The following is a 15787-nucleotide window of genomic DNA, read 5'->3' as shown; positions in this document are numbered from 1 at the left end:
GGAGGTGCGATGAGCGCGAACACATACACCGTCACCGGCATGACCTGCGGCCACTGCGTGAGCTCGGTCAAGGAGGAGGTCGGCGAAGTCCCGGGTGTCTCCGGGGTCGACGTCGACCTGGAGTCCGGCCGGGTGGAGGTGACCGGCGACAACCTCGACGACGCGGCCATCCGCGCCGCCATCGAGGAGGCCGGCTACACGGTGGCCGGCTGACCTGCCCGCGCGTTCTGTCCGTACGGCTCCGCCCCGGTCGACGTCATCCGCCGACCGGGGCGGAAGGTCAACCGGTCCGGGTCTCCGGCCCGGAGTCGCCGTAGACCGGGTTCTTCGCCACCCGCTTCTCCGACACCAGCAACCGGACCGTCCCGGCGCGCTCCGGTTCGGCCGCCCACACGATCCAGTGGTCGCGGACCTCGGCTGAGCGGTCACCCGGACCCACCGAGAAGCCGTCGCCGTCCTCCGCGGGTGTGATGACCTGGTGAACCGAGTTCAGGCCGCGCCTGCGCACCTCGGCCAGCACCTCGCCCACGGTGCGTTCGACGGGGTCGTAGCCCTCCAGCATCTCGCCCTTCGCCTCGGCTCTCGCGTGGGCCTCGTACCTCTCGCCCGGCCGGGCCGGCCGGCCCAGGTAGACGACCCCCTTGCCGCTGAACCCCTTGGAGACCGTCACGGTCAGCGCGCAGTCCGGTGAGCCGGGGGCACAGCCCTCCGGCGACAGTCCGCCGCCCAGCCTGTCGTCCCCGTCCGTGCCGGAGGACCCGTACCGCACGATGTCGCCCACCCGGGTCGGCGAGGCGGGCACCAGCTGCAGGCCGACATCGAGGCCCAGCGCCTGGAACCCCTCGGAGTACAGGGCGTGGTCGGCGAACGGATCCTTGATCGTCGCCACGTACTCGTCGCCGCGCAGCCGGATGTCGATGGCCGCGTTGGCGTAGGAGGTCGCTGTACCGGCCTTGTCCTGCATAAGCGTGAGCCCGACCATGGCGGCCACGGCCAGGACGACGACCGCCAGGCCCGCCACCGGACGGGGCATCGGCCTGCGGCGCCGGAGGGGTCCGGACGGCCCGGTTCCGATGGCGGTCAGCAGCCGCCGCTCCTGTTCGTGCAGGTCGGCCAGGTCGGGGCGGGGGACCGCCGCGCGGAAGCGCTCAAGCTGGTTCATCTCATTCATGGACGGATCCCTCGCTGACCGCGGCGAGGGGATTGACCCCGCCCAGTTCGTTCCTGAGTTTGCTCCGCGCCCGGTTGACGCGCGAGCGCACCGTGCCCAGCCGGACGTTCAGCGCCTCGGCGACCTCCGGGTAGGTGAGGCCGCCCCAGGCGACCAGCAGCAGCGCGTCACGGTGGCCGCGCGGCAGCGCCGCCAGCGCACCCGCGAGGCGGCGGTGGGCCGCCTCGGCGCTCAGTCGTTCGTTGCTGCGCTCGGTGAACGGCGCCAGGACGGGGTCGGTCCCGGTGCGTTCCACGACGCGCAGCTGGCGCACCTCCGTGCGCACGTGCCGTCTCATCAGGTTGGTTGCGATCCCGTACAACCACGGTCTGGCGTTCGGGCGGACCACGTCGTAGCCGCCGCGCTGCCGGAACGCCGTCAGGAACGTCTCGGCCACGACGTCGTCGGCGGCGTGGTCACCCAGCCTGCGGGTGACGTAGCGGGCGATGTCCGGGGCGTACCGCCGGAAGAGCTCCGCGAACGCCTCCGGGTCGTGCCGGGACCGTTCGATGAAGGAGGCGTCATCGTCCTCCGCCCGGCTGCTCTCACTCATTCTGCGCCTCTCGGCTCTGGATCAGATCATCCGTTGTTGCCGGGAGCGCCCCGAACGGTTCCCGGAGAGGCGGGTTCGGGTGGAGGACGCGGGGGGATCTCGCCGGGAGGCGGTGAGTCCCGGGCTACGCGGTCCGGAGGCGGTGAGTCCCGGGCTACGCGGTCGGGAGGCGGTGGGGCGACCGGAGGAGCCGGAGGCTCTCGGGGAGCTGCGAGTGCAGCGGGTCCGGCAGCGCGTCGGGCGCGAACCAGCCCAGCTCGTCGAACTTGTGCGGCTCGCCGATGGCGACCTCACCGGGATCCACCCTGACCGCGAAGACCACCGCGACCCAGTGAGAGGTCACCGGGTCCCCGCGCAGGACGTTGCGGACGCCGATCGTCTCGATCTCCAGCGCCTCGGCCGAGTACTCCTCGCGGACCTCCCGGGCGACCGCCGCCTCGAACGTCTCGCCGTACTCCAGCGCCCCGGCGCCGCAGTCCCACGTCCCGGGCTCGTCCCGGGCCCCGGCTCCGCGCCGGGCCAGCAGCACCCGGCCCTCGCCGTCGTGGCAGACGAACACGCAGGAGACGGAGGGCGCCTTGGGCGCGCTCCGGGGGACAGGGCCGTTCGAGGAGGGGACAGCGCTCATGTCCCGGAGCGTACTGATCGGGATGGCGCCCCTCCATCCATTTTGCTACCCGCCCCAGCCCAGCCCAGCCCAGCCCGCTCCAGCCCAGCCCAGCCCGGCCCAGCCCAGCCCGGCCCAGCCCAGCCCGGCCCAGCCGGGCCGGACGGGGATCAGATGCTGGGACGGGTGGAGTCGCCGGAGTGGGTCAGCTCCTCCACGTGCTTCATGCTCTCCCGTACGTCGATGACGCCCGGGCGGTGACGCCGCCACCCGGTCCCGCCGCGCTGCCAGGGGCGCGGCCCGTCCAGCGGGCGGTACTCGACGCCCAGCGCGTCCAGTCGCCTCAGGTGCCGCTCCAGCCGGGCGGGGAACGCGGTGTCGGCGGATCCCGCCCAGGCGACCTCCGCCAGCGCGCATCCCCGCGGCCAGGCCCGGTAGTCGACGGCCCGGCCGTCGGGCAGGCGCTCGCTCCACAACTGGAACTGCGCGCCCAGCACGTGTCCGGCCTCCTCGGCGGTCCACGCCTCGGGGATCGGCGCGAACCCCGCCACGTCGGCCACCGTGGTCGCGTCGCCGATGGCGACCGGCTCGTCCGCCGAGGACGCCTCGGCGTAGTCGAAGTAGAGCGGGAAGATCGGCGTCTGCACCACGTCGTGCCCGGCGGCGGCGGCCCGCCTGGCCACGCCGAGCCCGCGCCACGGCATCACGATCGTGTCGGGGCGGAGCATGCCGCTGACGAACGCCTCGTCCCAGACGACCGCCCGGCTGCCCCGTTCGGCCAGCACGTCCGCCAGCCGCCGCAGGAACCACGCGTGCAGGCCGGCGAGGTCCGGCAGTCCCAGCTCGGCCTGGAACGCGGTGATCTCCGGTGAGGCGGCCCAGTCGTCGAGCACGCACTCGTCCCCGCCGAGGTGCACGTACGGGGTCTCACCGAGCGCACCGAGCAGCTCGTCGAGCACGACGGTCAGGAAGTCGATCGTCGGGGGGAGCGGGGAGAGGATCGCCGGGGAGATGCCCCACCGCTCCAGCACGCCGAACGGCTCCGGCTCCCGGCCGCCGGTCGCGCGCGCGTCGAACTCCGGGTAGGCGGCGAGGATCGCCGAGGCGTGGCCGGGCACGTCGATCTCCGGCACGATCGTCACGGCCCGCGCCCTGCCGTAGGCGGCGATCTCCGCCAGGTCGTCCAGCGTGTAGTAACCGCCGTGCGGGACGCCGTCGAAGGCGGGCTCCTCGCGGTAGTAGCTGGTGGTCGTCTGCGACCGGTGCGAGGCGACCTCGTGCAGCCGCGGGTAGGCCCGGCTCTCGAACCGCCAGCCCTGGTCGTCCACCAGGTGCAGGTGGAGCCGGTTCAGCTTGTGCGCCGCCATGAGGTCGATCATCCGCAGCACCTCCCGCTTGGGCAGGAAGTGCCGGGCCACGTCCAGGTGCGTCCCGCGCCAGGAGAACCGCGGCGCGTCGGCCACCCGCACCAGCGGCACGTCCCCACCTGCCGGGACGCTCCGGAACGCGGTGTCGGGCAGCAGCTGGCGCAGCGTCTGCCCGGCGTAGAAGGCGCCGGAGCGGTCCGCAGCCGCGATCCGCACGCCTTCGGACGTCACCTCCAGCCGGTAGGCCTCCGCACCCGGCGACGCGTCGTGTGCCACCACGACGGCCCCGGACTCGGCGGGCCGCAGGTCCAGTGTGGGGAGCGCCTGCCGTACGGCGTCCACCAGCTCGGCGGGGCCGGAGACGGAGGCACCGGGGGAGAGCGTGAAGGATCCGGGTTCGGCGGGGGTGGCGGACGACGGACGCGGCAGAAGCTCAATCATGTCCGAATCATGCCAAATGCAAGCGGAAATGCCCCGCGGGGCTGTGGAACGTTGTGCATAGCGACCATGATCGCCATCGTCGCGGACGGTGCTCCGTACCGCGCCCGGGTGCCTATCGCAGGTAGTCCTGGATCCCGTCGGCCAGGGCGAGGGCGATCCTCTGGCGGAACCGCGCGTCCTGGAACTTCGCCGCCTCGGCGCGGTTCTTCATGTTCCCGCACTCGATGAAGACCTTGGGAACCGTGGAGAGGTTCAGGCCGCCCAGGTCGCTGCGGTAGTCCAGGGCCTGCCTGCCGATGTAGGTGGAGTACGGCAGGCCGGTGCCCTCGCGGAAGGCGTTCCGCACGGCGATGCCGAGCTGCTCGGACCTGCCCACCACCGGATCCACCGGACCGTTGATCTTCCTCGGCATGATCACGTGGAAGCCGCGGTTGCCGGCGGCGGAGCCGTCGGCGTGCACCGAGATCGCCGCGTCCGCCCTGGCCCGGTTGCCGATCGCCGCCCGCTGGGTGATGCACGGGCCGAACGGCGTGCTCCCGCTGCGGGTCAGCTTCACCGTGGCGCCCCTGGCCTTCAGGATCCTGGCCAGGTGCTGGGAGACGTCCCAGGTGAACGCGGCCTCGGTGTAGCCGCTCGCGGTGGTCGTGCCGGTGGTGTCGCAGGCTTTGCGCTGGGTCAGGACGTCGACCTGCCGGTTGATCTCCGCGGTGTGCCGGTGGTTGTTCTCGTTGTGCCCCGGGTCGATGACCACGACCTTGCCCTCCAGGGGCTTGGAGCCGGCGGCGCCGCCCGTCGCGGGAGCCTCGGCGGTGCCGGAGACGGTGGCCTCCGCGGAGTCCTCGGGGGCGGCCCCCTCCGGGAGGGCCTCGGCGGTACCGGAACCATCGGGGCTCTCGGAGCCGGCGGAGGTTTCCGTACCGTCCGGTGAACCTCCGGCGGTGGTCTCCGCCGGACTGGCGGAACCCGCGGAGGTCGCGGAGGATCCGGTCGCCGGCTGCGGGACCGCGCCGGTGTCGTCCGGCGCACCGCCGCAGGCCGTGGCAGCCAGGCCGCACAGGACAAGGGCCGCCGTGAGTGCTCTGCCAGTCACGTTCAATCCCCCCGTAGGAACCGTCAGCCACCCAATCTACGCGGCCCGGTACCACGCCCGCCGCCGGGTCGCCGGGATACCCGGTAGCCGGTGACCGGTGGATCGGAGGAGGCTCGGGCCTCCCGGCCGGACGTGGACAGCGCGTGCGAGAACCGGGCACGCGCTGCCGTCGTCGTGGCCGATCCACCGTTCCACGGTCGATGGACGCGCTCGTCCACCGTCAGTAGACGTGCTCGCCGATCTCCTGACGTTGCAGGAGCGCCGCCAGTTCGCGGGCGTCCTCGGCGTCGACGCCGAGGACCACGCGCGGGCGGCCCCACGGATGGTCGATCGAGTGGGCCACGTAACTCGCCACGGAGTCGGACGCCGTCTCTCCGCTCCGGCCCCGGCCCCGGCTGGTGCGCCACTGCGCCCACGCCCGCTCCAGCTCGGAGGCGGCGCGCTGAGCGCATGAAACCAGTTCTGGATCACGCATGGTTACCCCCCTTATCAGGAGCAGAGTCAACACCAGTGATCCGTGACGCCAGCGGGGATTTGCTCAGCCTTGGCGCCCGCCTGGAAACGGTGTAACGCTCCAGGCGGACGGTTTACGCTTCGCTGGCTGGGCCGGTGCTGCGCCGTACGACCAGATGGGGGGTCACCTGACGCAGCCGGGAGGCTTTGCCGGGGTCGCCGATCCGGTCGCTGAGCAGAGCCGCGGCGGAACGGCCCATGGCCCGGCGGGGCTGGTCGACGGTGGTGAGGGAGATCGGGGGCATGCCCGACAGCTGCGAGTTGTCGTAACCGACCACGGACAGGTCCTCGGGCACGCGCAGGCCGAGTTCGGCCGCGGCGGACAACACGCCCATGGCCACCCTGTCGTTGACGGCGAAGATCGCGGTGGGCCGGGGGTCGCGGGTCAGCAGGCTGCGTGCCGCCCGGGTGCCGCCCTCCTCGGTGGCCTCGGCCTGCTCAACCGTGATGTACGGCGCCAGCGCGTGCCGTCGCATCGCCACCAGGTAACCCTCGCACCGGAACCTGCCGGAGGAGGAGCAGGCGCCCTCGATGTGGGCGATCCTGCGGTGGCCGAGTTCCACGAGGTGGTCGATCGCCAGGCGGGAGCCGAGCTGGTCGTCGTCCACGACGATGTCCACGCCGCCCAGGTCGATCTCACGCTCACCCACGACGACCGTCGGCGTGTAGCCGGTCGCCTCGATGAGGGTCTCGCTGGTGGGCGGGATGCCGAGCAGGACGAGCCCGTCCACCCGGAGCTCCAGGAAGGCCTCGACCGCCTCGTCCTCGAAGGCGGGATCCCACTGGCTGTTGCCGATGAGCAGCCGGAGCCCGTCACCGTGCAGGCTCTCCTGCAACCCGTCGAGGAACTCGGCGTAGAAGGGGTTGTGCAGGTCGGCGACGAGTGCTCCGACCAGGTGGGTGCGGCCCTCGACCAGGCTCCGGGCGACCGCGTTGGGACGGTAGCCCAGCTCTCTGGCCGCTTGCAGTACGGCCTGCCTGCGGTGCTCGCTGACGTGCGGCGATCCGCGGAGCACCAGGGAGACCAGCGATTTGGAGACGCCGGCTCGTTCAGCGACGTTGCGGATCGTGGGCCGCGGACGCGGCGTGATCCCGTCCGTCTGGACGGGGATGTCGAGCGCGCGGGCTCGGTTGGTGGTGGTGATGTCGACCGGCGGTCCTGACATTGGCCTCTCCCCCGGAAATGGTGGGTGGGCACCTGTGCGGGTGTCTGGATGCCCTCTCACACAAAACGATCCACTTCCGTTTGGGGTACGGCTTTCTTCCGGATGGGGTACAGCTTTCATCCGGCGGCACCGGATCTTGGCGTCGGCGCCGCGGGTCTCCGACTCCGATAGTGTGCGGGATGTGGGTTCGACATCCGGAGCCGCCAAGCAGGAGAAACCTGCGGCAGGCGGTACGCGTCCCGCACGGCGCAGGCTCAGCGTGGACCGGCGCCGTGAGGAACTCATGGCCGCGGCCCTGGAGCTGTTCAGCAAGCACGACGCCGAGGACGTCTCGATCGACGACGTCGCCTCGGCCGCCGGCGCGTCGCGCGCCCTGGTCTACCACTACTTCGGCGGCAAGCAGGAGCTGTACGTCGCCGCGCTGAAGAGCGCCGCGAGCCAGTTGGAAGAGCGCCTGCGTCCCCAGGGGAACGGCCGTCCGCTGGACGAGCTGGCCCTGGGTCTCGGCCGGTATTTCGACTTCGTCGAGGAGCACGCGGCGGGCTTCGCCGCGCTGCTCAAGGGCGGTCCGGCCAACCGCAGCGGCGAGATCGGGGAGATCGTCGACAGCGTCCGGCACCGCCTGTTCAACCTCATCACGAGGCAGATGCGGGTCGAGGAACCCGGCCCGACCCTGCGCATGACGCTGCGTTCGTGGATCGCCTCGGTCGAGACGGCCGGCCTCGACTGGCTGGAGCACCGGGACATAGAGCGGCCCGTGCTGGAGCGCATGCTGGTCGATCACATGGTGGCGCTGCTCGGAGTGGCCGCGAACCACGCACCGGAGGTCGAGGAGCTTCTCCAGGAGCTCGTCCGCGACCAGTTGCTCTGAGCCCGGCTGTGACCGGTGCTCTGAGCCTGGCGGTGATCAGTCGCTCCGAGCGCGTCCGTGACCGGCGTGTGCTCTGAGCTGAGCCGCCGGAAGGATCACGGGACCGTCATGCCGGAAGGATCACGGGACCGTCAGGGTGGGGCGGCGCCGGATGTGCGGCGCCGCTTCCCACGCAGATCTCGTGCCCTCCGCGCTCACGCTGAGTGAGCGCGGGCACGGCTCCCCCGCTGACCGACGCGCTGCCCCCTCACTCGGAACGCTGCTGCGGGATCCCCGCGAGCAACGCGCGGACCTCGGTCTCCCGGTAGCGCCGGTGCCCACCCAGGGTGCGGATGGACGTGAGCTTGCCCGCCTTGGCCCACCGGGTGACGGTCTTGGGATCGACCCGGAACATGGTGGCGACCTCCGCCGGGGTGAGCAGCGGCTCGGCCTCAGGTGTACGAGCTGACATTTGTGCGGCCTCTCCTCCGTGTGGACCGGCGACAGCGATCCTGCGATTGACGCTTGTCACGGATGTCCTCCTACGGCCCCCTGCGTGCGGCTGATGGGGTCATAAGGGGTATCACCCAGTGTGACCATACAACCACGCAAAGCGATTGGCGAGTCTTTGGGAGACTCATCTCTCTTGTGCACGCGGTGTAGTCACGCTCGGTGATTCTAGCGACACGTTTCGTGGTATCGCAGTGAAAACGGCAAACTACTCAGTTCGCAGATGCGTCCCCGGACGTTGACAGCCCCACTTATGCAGGTCAGAGGGGTGATATGCGACTCAGTTTGCTGATTCGAGAAGTTGTATTGACCGCCAGCGGAGGATCACGCGCTGGTACATGGCGAACGCAAGCTCCTCCTGGCCCGTCTCCAGACCCGTCAGCGCCGCGGCCAGCTCCGACACGGACTGGTCGGCCTGGAGCCGCCGGTCGTCCATCAGGTGGACGATGCCGCCGTAGTCCAGCTCGACCAGCGAGTGGGGATGGAACTCCTCCAGCCACCGGGCGACGTCCTCGACCTCGACGGTCACCCCGGCGTCGCCCCCGTGCCTGCGGATGATCTGCAGGGCCCGGGCGGTACGGCGCCGGGCGTGGGCCATGGTGGTGACGTAGAGGAGGTTGCGGCCGCCCGCGGAGGTCGCGGAGGTCTTGGCCGTGGAGCCCCCGGTGACGGCGTCTCCGGCCGCCGAGTCCTCCGCGGCGGTGCTCTCGGCCGCCGGTCCGCCGTTCAGCACCAGCCAGCGCTCGTTGCCGTCGAAGGGGACGAACCAGGAGACCGGGATGTGCCAGGTCGAGGTGCGGATGTGAGTGCGCAGGGCGGCCGAGCCGCCGCGCCGCTTGAACCGGTCGAAGTCGTCGGCGGTCTGCTCGGCGATGGAGATGGGCACGAACCGCTCGACCAGCCGGGCGGGGGTCGCCCCCCGGAAGCGTGAGAAGGCGAGCCAGGAGCGCAGCCTGCTCTGCCAGGGGCAGACGTAGAGCATGTCCTCCACGCGGCGCAGATAGGCGTTGGGGCTCTCGTGCGGTGGCGCCGGGATCGGGGGCACGCCCAGCAGGCGGGCGACCGCCTCACCGTGCTCGGCGTGGAGCGCGGTCGCCCGGCGCGGCCGGTCACGCGCGCCGGCGTAGGTCTCCCATGAGACGCGCTCGGGGGGGCTGAACGCGGTCAGAGGTTCGTAGACACGGAGGTACGCGGCATAGGGCAGCACGCTCGCATCGTGCCACGAAGACCCCGCTGTTGTCCGGTATCACCCTGTCCGTCGTACCGGGCGATGCGTCTCGGCAGGTGAGAAGGGACGGCTTCCCGCTTCGTTCATGGAATGTTGTGGTTACCCTGAGAGTGATCTCCGCCGCGAAGGAGCGGCGGACCGGACGACCGGGAGTCACCACAGTGACGGACGTCTTCGGGCTCTCCCACAAGGACGCAAGCCCAGCAGGCACCCCGATGAGCGGACAGGCCAAGCACGAGCAGGTCGTTTTCTGCTCGGACGAGCGCAGCGGTCTCTACGCGATCATCGCGATCTACAACACCGCCCTGGGCCCGGCCCTCGGTGGCACGAGGTTCTACCCCTACGAGAGCGAGCAGGCCGCCCTGGCCGACGTGCTCAACCTCTCCCGGGCGATGGCCTACAAGAACGCCCTGGCGGGCCTCGATCTCGGCGGCGGCAAGGCCGTCATCATCGGCGACCCCGGCCGGGACAAGAACGAGGCGATGCTCCGCGCCTACGGCAGGTTCATCCACTCCCTGGGCGGGCGTTACCTGACGGCGTGCGACGTGGGCACCTACAGCGAGGACATGGACGTCGTCGCCCGTGAGACCCCCTACGTGACCGGGCGGACCGTCGCGCACGGCGGCGCCGGGGACTCCTCGATCCTGACCGCCTTCGGCGTGTTCCAGGGCATGCGGGCCGCCGCCGAGCACACCTACGGCACGCCGTCGCTGCGCGGCAGGCGGGTCGGCGTCGAGGGCGTCGGCAAGGTCGGTCACCGGCTGGTGGACCTGCTCGTCGAGGACGGCGCCGAGGTCGTGATCTGCGACGTCAGCGAGCAGGCCGTCGAGCGGGTACGGCAGCGCCACCCTCAGGTGGAGGTCGTCGCCGACCAGGCCGAGCTGACCGGGGCGGACATCGACGTCTACGCGCCGTGCGCGCTCGGCGGGGCCCTGGACGACGAGACGGTCGTCCGGCTGCGGGCCGCGATCGTCTGCGGCGGCGCCAACAACCAGCTCGCCCACCCGGGAGTGGAGAAGCGACTCGCCGACCGCGGGATCCTCTACGCGCCGGATTACGTCGTCAACTCCGGCGGGGTGATCCAGGTCGCCGACGAGATCGGCGGGTTCGACATGGACCGGGCCCGGGCAAAGGCTGCCAAGATCTACGACACGACTCTCAAGATTTTCGCCACGGCGGCAGAGGATGGCGTCCCTCCGGCCGTCGCAGCGGATAGGCTGGCCGAGCGCAGAATGTCGGAAGTCGGGCGAATTAGGGGCATTTGGCTGGACCGGTAGTCCCTCGCGCCCATACGGCGTACCGAGGCGGGCGCAAAACAGGTACGGTTGTAGTCGAACGAGAGCTGACGCCTCAAGTCGGGTGGCGTCAGTGCGTGGTGCGTTAGCGACGAGGGGTCGGGCACGACCCCACACGAGGGGGTCGAGCCAATGGGGCGCGGCCGAGCAAAGGCCAAGCAGGTCAAGGTTGCTCGCCAGCTGAAGTACAACAGCGGTGGCACCGATCTTGAGCGTCTTCGCCACGAACTCGGAGTCGGAGACGACTCCAACCACAACGACGACGCCGACGACTCCTATGACGAGCTGGCGGATCGCTATGCCGATTACGCCGACGACTTCGACTCCGGCGACGAGCGGGACGACGACTCACGTGGTCGCCGGTAGGCGGATCTTCGTTTGAAAGGCGGACAGGACACCCGGTGGCCATGGGCCACCGGGTGTCCTGTCCATGCGTCATGACCTGACGACCGCCACGGAGGGCGGCCCTGCTCCCCGCGGGCTCCGGCGGTCCGGTGGTCCTGAGAGCTGTTGTCCCGCCTGTCGTCCCGCCCATCGGCTCGGCCCGGTGGTCCGTCCCGGGGACGCCGGTACGGCGAGACGGCGTGCCGGCCTTCCCGGCGCCGCCGTACGACGGCGCCGGGAAGGCCGTGCGGCACGCGTCAGCGGTAGCGGGCCTCGCCCGTGCCGGGGACGACCTCGCCGAGGACCCAGGCGGGCAGGTCGCGCTCCTTGAGCAGGGCCAGCGCCGCGTCGGCGGCGTCCGCCGGGACGATCGCCGCCATGCCCACGCCCAGGTTGAAGGTGCGGTCCATGTCGGCCTGCGTGACCCCGCCCCGCTCGGCCAGGAAGCCGAAGACCGGGGGCGGGGTCCAGGACGAGCGGTCCAGCAGCGCGTCCAGCGTGGGCGGGAGCGAACGGGACAGGTTGCCCTCCAGCCCGCCGCCGGTGATGTGCGCGTAGGCGTGGACCTCGACGGAACGGGCCAGTGCGAGACAGTCCAGGGAGTAGATCCTGGTCGGCTCCAGCAGCTCCTCGCCCAGCGTCCGGCCGAACTCGGCGACCTCCTGCTCCAGCGAGAGCCCGGCGAGCGCGATGATGTGCCGGACCAGCGAGTAGCCGTTGGAGTGCACGCCGGAGGAGGCCAGCGCCAGCACCACGTCCCCTTCACGGACCCGCTGCTGGCCGAGCATGGCGTCGGCCTCGACGACACCGGTGGCGGCACCCGCCAGGTCGTACTCGTCCGCGCCCATGGCGCCGGGGTGCTCGGCCGTCTCGCCGCCGATCAGCGCGGTCCCGGCCAGGCGGCAGCCCTCGGCGACGCCGCCCACGATCTCGGCGATCCGCTCCGGGACGACCTTGCCGCAGGCGATGTAGTCGGTCATGAACAGCGGCTCCGCGCCGCAGACCACCAGGTCGTCCACGACCATGCCGACCAGGTCGATGCCGATCGTGTCGTGCTTGCCGAGCCGCTGGGCCAGCATGACCTTGGTCCCGACACCGTCGGTCGAGGTGGTCAGCAGCGGGCGCCGGTAGTTCAGCAGGGCTGAGGCGTCGAAGAGCCCGGCGAACCCGCTGGGGTCGTCGACGACCTCGGGCCGCCGCGAACGGGCGACCTTCGACTTCATCAGCTCGACGGCGCGCTCACCCGCGTCGATGTCCACACCGGCGGCGGCGTAACTGGTCATTCGACCTCCTTCGTCGGTCGCATGACCTTCGTGCTGTGTCTTTCGGTCCGCCGGCTCACGCCTGGCCCTCCAGGACGTACTTGCCCACGTTGTCGCGGTCGACGGCGATCGGGTACTCCCCGGTGAAGCAGGCGCGGCAGAGCCGGTCGGAGGGGAGCGTGGTGGCCTCGGTCAGGCCCTCCAGCGAGATGTAGCCGAGTGTGTCGGCGCCGAGGGAGTCGCGGATCTCCTCCACGCTGAGCGAGCCGGCGATCAGCTCGGCCCGGGTGGCGAAGTCGATGCCGTAGAAGCAGGGCCAGGCGACCGGGGGAGAGGAGATCCGGACGTGGACCTCGCGCGCTCCCGCCTCACGCAACATCCTGACGATCGCCCGCTGGGTGTTGCCGCGCACGATGGAGTCGTCCACGACGACCAGGCGCTTGCCGGCGACGACCTCCTTCAGCGGGTTCAGCTTGAGCCGGATGCCGAGCTGGCGGATGGTCTGGGACGGCTGGATGAAGGTCCGGCCGACGTAGGAGTTCTTCACCAGGCCCTGGCCGTACGGGATCCCGCTCGCCTCGGCGTAACCGACGGCGGCCGGGGTGCCCGACTCGGGCGTGGGGATGACCAGATCGGCCTCGACCGGGTGCTCGCGGGCCAGCACGCGGCCGACCTCGACCCGGGTGGACTGCACGCTGCGCCCGGCGATGGTGGTGTCGGGGCGGGCCAGGTAGACGTACTCGAACAGGCAGCCCTTGGGCTCGGCCAGCGCGAACCGGCGGGAGCGGACCCCGTTCTCGTCGATGGTGATGAGCTCGCCCGGGTCGATCTCACGGACGAACACCGCACCCACGATGTCGAGGGCGGCGGTCTCGGAGGCGACGACCCAGCCCCGCTCCAGGCGGCCCAGGACCAGCGGGCGGATGCCCTGCGGGTCACGGGCGGCGTAGAGCGTCTTCTCGTCCATGAAGACGAGCGAGTAGGCGCCCTTGACCTGGGGGAGGAGCTCGGCGGCGGCGTCCTCGACGGACTGGCTGCGGTCCTGGGCCAGCAGGGCCGCCAGCACCTCGGTGTCGGTGGTGGCGCGGGTGGTGCCCGGCGCGAGGCGCTGGGACAGCTCACGGGTGTTGATCAGGTTGCCGTTGTGGGCCAGCGCGAGCCCGCCGACCTCGGTCGAGCTCAGCGTGGGCTGGGCGTTCTCCCAGACGCTCGACCCGGTGGTCGAGTAGCGGCAGTGGCCGATGGCCAGGTGACCGCGGAGAGTTCCGAGCACCGACTCGTCGAAGACCTGGGCGACCAGGCCCATGTCCTTGTAGACGAGGATGCGGCTGCCTTCGCTGACCGCGATGCCTGCGGACTCCTGCCCGCGGTGCTGCAACGCGTACAGCCCGTAGTAGGTGAGTTTGGAGACTTCCTCCCCGGGGGCCCATACGCCGAAGACGCCGCAGGCGTCCTTCGGGGGTCGGTCGTGGGGGTCAAGGTCATGGCTCAGCTGGCCGTCGCCCTTCAGCACCGCTTCAGTGTAGGTGGGGTTCTCGGCTGCTCGTACTCCGGGTCCGGCTCTTCCGTTTGTTCTGGTTTTACCGAACAATCGTCTGGCATTTGCCGTGGCGTCCCGGTTTCGGGTGGCAGGTCCAGGGGAGGGTGGGAGCGGCATACCGACGCGTCGGGAGAACAGACGTGACATCACCTGTGGACCCACACCAGCCTGATCCGCGACGGGAGCCCGGGAACCGGTCGGCCGAGCCCGCCGGGCAGGAAGAGCCCTCCCCGGGCCCGCCGTACATCCCGGAACGTTCCGGATCCGATGAGCCGCCGTACGCCCGGGAGCGCTCCGGTCCCGGCGAGATGCCGCCGTACACCCCGGAGCCGTCCGGTCCCGGTGAGCCGGCGCCGTACACCCCGGAGCCGTCCGGTCCCGGTGAGCCGGCGCCGGGGCCGCCCGAGCCGTCCGGTCCCGGCGAACCGCCGAGACCGCCCGAGCCCGCGCCGCGGGAGCCGGTTCCGCCGACTCCGGACATGCCGGACGCGCCGGAGGTCCCGCCGCCGGTCCAGGCGGGGCTGGGACCGCCCCTGGGCGCTCCCGGCATGTCGGCGGGCGCGCCCCAGCCCTCGCGGTACGACCCGCCCACACCGCCGAAGGAGTTCGCCGACGTCCCTTTTGCGGCCACCGAACCCGTCGGCGGTGAACTCCCGCCGGACCGGTCGCCGGGACCGGGCGGTCCCTACAGCGGTCCGGGTGCGGGCGGTCCGTACGCGGGTCCGGGACCGGGAGGCGCCCACCGCGCTCCCGGGCCGGGCAGCCCGTACGGCGGGCCGGGACCGGGCGAGCCCCGTAACGAGTCGGCGGTCCGCAACGGGTCGGCGCCGAGCGGTCCGTACGGCGGGCCGGCGCCGGGCGCCGTACCCGGGGGAACGTATCCCCCCGGCGGGGGACAGGCCTACCCGCCCCCTCCGGGGACCCCCGCCTACCCCGGAGGCCCGGCGGGTTATCCGGCGCCTCCGGCGGACGACTGGTCCAAGCGCGGGCAGGGCGGCGGAATGGGCACCGCGACCCTGGTGCTCGGCATCGTCAGCGTCGTCCTGCTCTTCGCGTGCGGACTCGGCATGCTGACGGCGGTCGTCGGGGTGGTCCTCGGCATCGTCGCGATCGTCAAGAACTCCAACCGGGGCCGGGCCTGGGTCGGCCTCGCGCTGAGCGCCCTCACCCTGGTCGTCGGCGCCGGATTCATGGTCTGGTTCGCCAACCGGGTCGGCGACTGCCTGAACCTGCCTCCCGAGCTTCAGCGGGCCTGCGTCGAGGAGCGGTTCGGCATCAGAATCGAGTCCCGCCCCTGACGGATCGTCACCCGACCGGGGCGACCGGCAGATAGCCGGTCAGGTCGGCCCGGGCGCCGCTCGCCGTGACACTCCCGGCGGCCACCGCCTGGTCCCAGGTCAGCCGGCCCGTGGCCAGTTCCAGCCAGGTCCGCGCGTCCGTCTCCACCACGTTCGGCGGGGTTCCCCGGGTGTGCCGGGGCCCCTCCACGCACTGCACCGCCGCGTAGGGCGGGACCCGCACCTCGACGGTACGGCCGGGGGCCGCCTCCGCGAGCCGGTCCAGCAGGTGCCGTACGGCCAGGCGCGCCGCGTCCCGCTCCGGGCGCATCCCCCGCTCGTACGCCCGCAGGACCACCGCGACGCACGCGCCCAGCAGGGCGTCGAGGGACTCGGGGCCGTCGTAGGGCGGCTCGTCGAGCGCGATCAGCTGGACGTCCAGCGCGGCGCGGACTCTGGCGGCGTCAGGCTTGTGTGGTGGCACGCCTCTCATC

17 protein-coding genes are annotated in these 15787 nt (G+C 71.6%); 5 read left to right on the top strand and 12 right to left on the bottom strand.

Annotated features, from left to right (window positions below):
- Positions 1-9 precede the first annotated feature (9 nt).
- Entirely contained in the window at positions 10-213 is a 204-nt protein-coding gene (locus IEZ08_RS31490) for a heavy-metal-associated domain-containing protein (RefSeq protein WP_189243555.1), read from the top strand.
- A gap of 67 nt (positions 214-280) precedes the next feature.
- Here the strand turns inward: IEZ08_RS31490 and IEZ08_RS31485 are convergent, their stop codons facing one another.
- From IEZ08_RS31485 to IEZ08_RS31455, 7 genes are all read right to left on the bottom strand, one after another.
- Positions 281-1171, bottom strand: coding sequence for a hypothetical protein (locus tag IEZ08_RS31485; RefSeq protein WP_141704290.1), 891 nt, complete (start codon positions 1169-1171; stop codon positions 281-283).
- Positions 1164-1763: an RNA polymerase sigma factor gene (locus IEZ08_RS31480; RefSeq protein ID WP_068927872.1), complete on the bottom strand. Its 600-nt coding sequence runs from the start codon at positions 1761-1763 to the stop codon at positions 1164-1166. The genes IEZ08_RS31485 and IEZ08_RS31480 overlap by 8 nt, the downstream gene beginning before the upstream one ends.
- A 154-nt stretch (positions 1764-1917) precedes the next feature.
- Positions 1918-2391 carry an NUDIX domain-containing protein gene (locus IEZ08_RS31475; protein ID WP_068927870.1) on the bottom strand — a complete coding sequence of 158 codons (474 nt, stop codon included), beginning with the start codon at positions 2389-2391 and terminating at the stop codon, positions 1918-1920.
- A 149-nt stretch (positions 2392-2540) separates the two neighbouring features.
- Positions 2541-4178: a beta-N-acetylhexosaminidase gene (locus IEZ08_RS31470; protein WP_068927868.1), complete on the bottom strand. Its 1638-nt coding sequence runs from the start codon at positions 4176-4178 to the stop codon at positions 2541-2543.
- A 112-nt stretch (positions 4179-4290) separates the two neighbouring features.
- Positions 4291-5268: an N-acetylmuramoyl-L-alanine amidase gene (locus IEZ08_RS31465; protein ID WP_068927866.1), complete on the bottom strand. Its 978-nt coding sequence runs from the start codon at positions 5266-5268 to the stop codon at positions 4291-4293.
- A gap of 220 nt (positions 5269-5488) precedes the next feature.
- A complete protein-coding gene (locus IEZ08_RS31460; RefSeq protein ID WP_068929252.1) occupies positions 5489-5743 on the bottom strand; it encodes a hypothetical protein in 255 nt (84 codons plus the stop codon).
- A gap of 112 nt (positions 5744-5855) precedes the next feature.
- On the bottom strand, positions 5856-6947 hold the full coding sequence (locus IEZ08_RS31455; RefSeq protein ID WP_084780765.1) for a LacI family DNA-binding transcriptional regulator: 1092 nt from the start codon (positions 6945-6947) through the stop codon (positions 5856-5858).
- A gap of 181 nt (positions 6948-7128) precedes the next feature.
- Here IEZ08_RS31455 and IEZ08_RS31450 point away from each other — a divergent pair, with 181 nt between their 5' ends.
- Positions 7129-7818 (top strand): TetR/AcrR family transcriptional regulator, encoded by a 690-nt coding sequence (locus IEZ08_RS31450; protein ID WP_068927864.1) that lies wholly within the window; start codon positions 7129-7131, stop codon positions 7816-7818.
- Positions 7819-8065: 247 nt separating this feature from the next.
- Here IEZ08_RS31450 and bldC read toward each other — a convergent pair whose 3' ends face one another.
- On the bottom strand, positions 8066-8269 hold the full coding sequence (bldC, locus tag IEZ08_RS31445) for a developmental transcriptional regulator BldC (RefSeq protein ID WP_013133571.1): 204 nt from the start codon (positions 8267-8269) through the stop codon (positions 8066-8068).
- A 318-nt stretch (positions 8270-8587) separates the two neighbouring features.
- Positions 8588-9514 (bottom strand): DUF8083 family protein, encoded by a 927-nt coding sequence (locus IEZ08_RS31440; RefSeq protein ID WP_068927862.1) that lies wholly within the window; start codon positions 9512-9514, stop codon positions 8588-8590.
- Between the two features lie 182 nt (positions 9515-9696).
- Between IEZ08_RS31440 and IEZ08_RS31435 the strand changes: the two genes are divergently transcribed.
- Both IEZ08_RS31435 and IEZ08_RS31430 read left to right on the top strand, forming a co-directional pair.
- Positions 9697-10812: a Leu/Phe/Val dehydrogenase gene (locus IEZ08_RS31435; protein ID WP_068927860.1), complete on the top strand. Its 1116-nt coding sequence runs from the start codon at positions 9697-9699 to the stop codon at positions 10810-10812.
- A 150-nt stretch (positions 10813-10962) separates the two neighbouring features.
- Positions 10963-11196 (top strand): DUF3073 domain-containing protein, encoded by a 234-nt coding sequence (locus IEZ08_RS31430; protein ID WP_068927858.1) that lies wholly within the window; start codon positions 10963-10965, stop codon positions 11194-11196.
- 275 nt (positions 11197-11471) lie between these two features.
- Here IEZ08_RS31430 and purM read toward each other — a convergent pair whose 3' ends face one another.
- Together purM and purF are read right to left on the bottom strand one after the other, a co-directional pair.
- Complete coding sequence (purM, locus tag IEZ08_RS31425) at positions 11472-12497, bottom strand: phosphoribosylformylglycinamidine cyclo-ligase (protein ID WP_189243554.1); 1026 nt, start codon at positions 12495-12497, stop codon at positions 11472-11474.
- Positions 12498-12552: 55 nt separating this feature from the next.
- Positions 12553-13989 (bottom strand): amidophosphoribosyltransferase, encoded by a 1437-nt coding sequence (purF, locus tag IEZ08_RS31420; RefSeq protein ID WP_068927854.1) that lies wholly within the window; start codon positions 13987-13989, stop codon positions 12553-12555.
- A 167-nt stretch (positions 13990-14156) separates the two neighbouring features.
- Between purF and IEZ08_RS31415 the strand changes: the two genes are divergently transcribed.
- Positions 14157-15314: a DUF4190 domain-containing protein gene (locus IEZ08_RS31415; RefSeq protein ID WP_141704289.1), complete on the top strand. Its 1158-nt coding sequence runs from the start codon at positions 14157-14159 to the stop codon at positions 15312-15314.
- 7 nt (positions 15315-15321) lie between these two features.
- On the opposite strand, the gene IEZ08_RS31410 is transcribed toward IEZ08_RS31415, so the two are convergent.
- Complete coding sequence (locus tag IEZ08_RS31410; RefSeq protein WP_229803730.1) at positions 15322-15777, bottom strand: sterol carrier family protein; 456 nt, start codon at positions 15775-15777, stop codon at positions 15322-15324.
- Between the last annotated feature and the right edge of the window lie 10 nt (positions 15778-15787).

The organism is Planobispora rosea (assembly GCF_014648175.1).
Lineage (GTDB): Bacteria > Actinomycetota > Actinomycetes > Streptosporangiales > Streptosporangiaceae > Planobispora > Planobispora rosea.
This window is presented reverse-complemented; position numbering and strand designations above follow the sequence as displayed.

What these genes read in the sequence shown, in the direction of transcription:
- IEZ08_RS31455 (WP_084780765.1), bottom strand. Translation starts at nt 6,947, where the DNA reads ATGTCAGGACCGCCGGTCGACATCACCACCACCAACCGAGCCCGCGCG.
- IEZ08_RS31480 (WP_068927872.1), bottom strand. Translation starts at nt 1,763, where the DNA reads ATGAGTGAGAGCAGCCGGGCGGAGGACGATGACGCCTCCTTCATCGAA.
- IEZ08_RS31485 (WP_141704290.1), bottom strand. Translation starts at nt 1,171, where the DNA reads ATGAATGAGATGAACCAGCTTGAGCGCTTCCGCGCGGCGGTCCCCCGC.
- IEZ08_RS31490 (WP_189243555.1), top strand. Translation starts at nt 10, where the DNA reads ATGAGCGCGAACACATACACCGTCACCGGCATGACCTGCGGCCACTGC.
- bldC (WP_013133571.1), bottom strand. Translation starts at nt 8,269, where the DNA reads ATGTCAGCTCGTACACCTGAGGCCGAGCCGCTGCTCACCCCGGCGGAG.
- purM (WP_189243554.1), bottom strand. Translation starts at nt 12,497, where the DNA reads ATGACCAGTTACGCCGCCGCCGGTGTGGACATCGACGCGGGTGAGCGC.
- IEZ08_RS31475 (WP_068927870.1), bottom strand. Translation starts at nt 2,391, where the DNA reads ATGAGCGCTGTCCCCTCCTCGAACGGCCCTGTCCCCCGGAGCGCGCCC.
- IEZ08_RS31460 (WP_068929252.1), bottom strand. Translation starts at nt 5,743, where the DNA reads ATGCGTGATCCAGAACTGGTTTCATGCGCTCAGCGCGCCGCCTCCGAG.
- IEZ08_RS31430 (WP_068927858.1), top strand. Translation starts at nt 10,963, where the DNA reads ATGGGGCGCGGCCGAGCAAAGGCCAAGCAGGTCAAGGTTGCTCGCCAG.
- IEZ08_RS31470 (WP_068927868.1), bottom strand. Translation starts at nt 4,178, where the DNA reads ATGATTGAGCTTCTGCCGCGTCCGTCGTCCGCCACCCCCGCCGAACCC.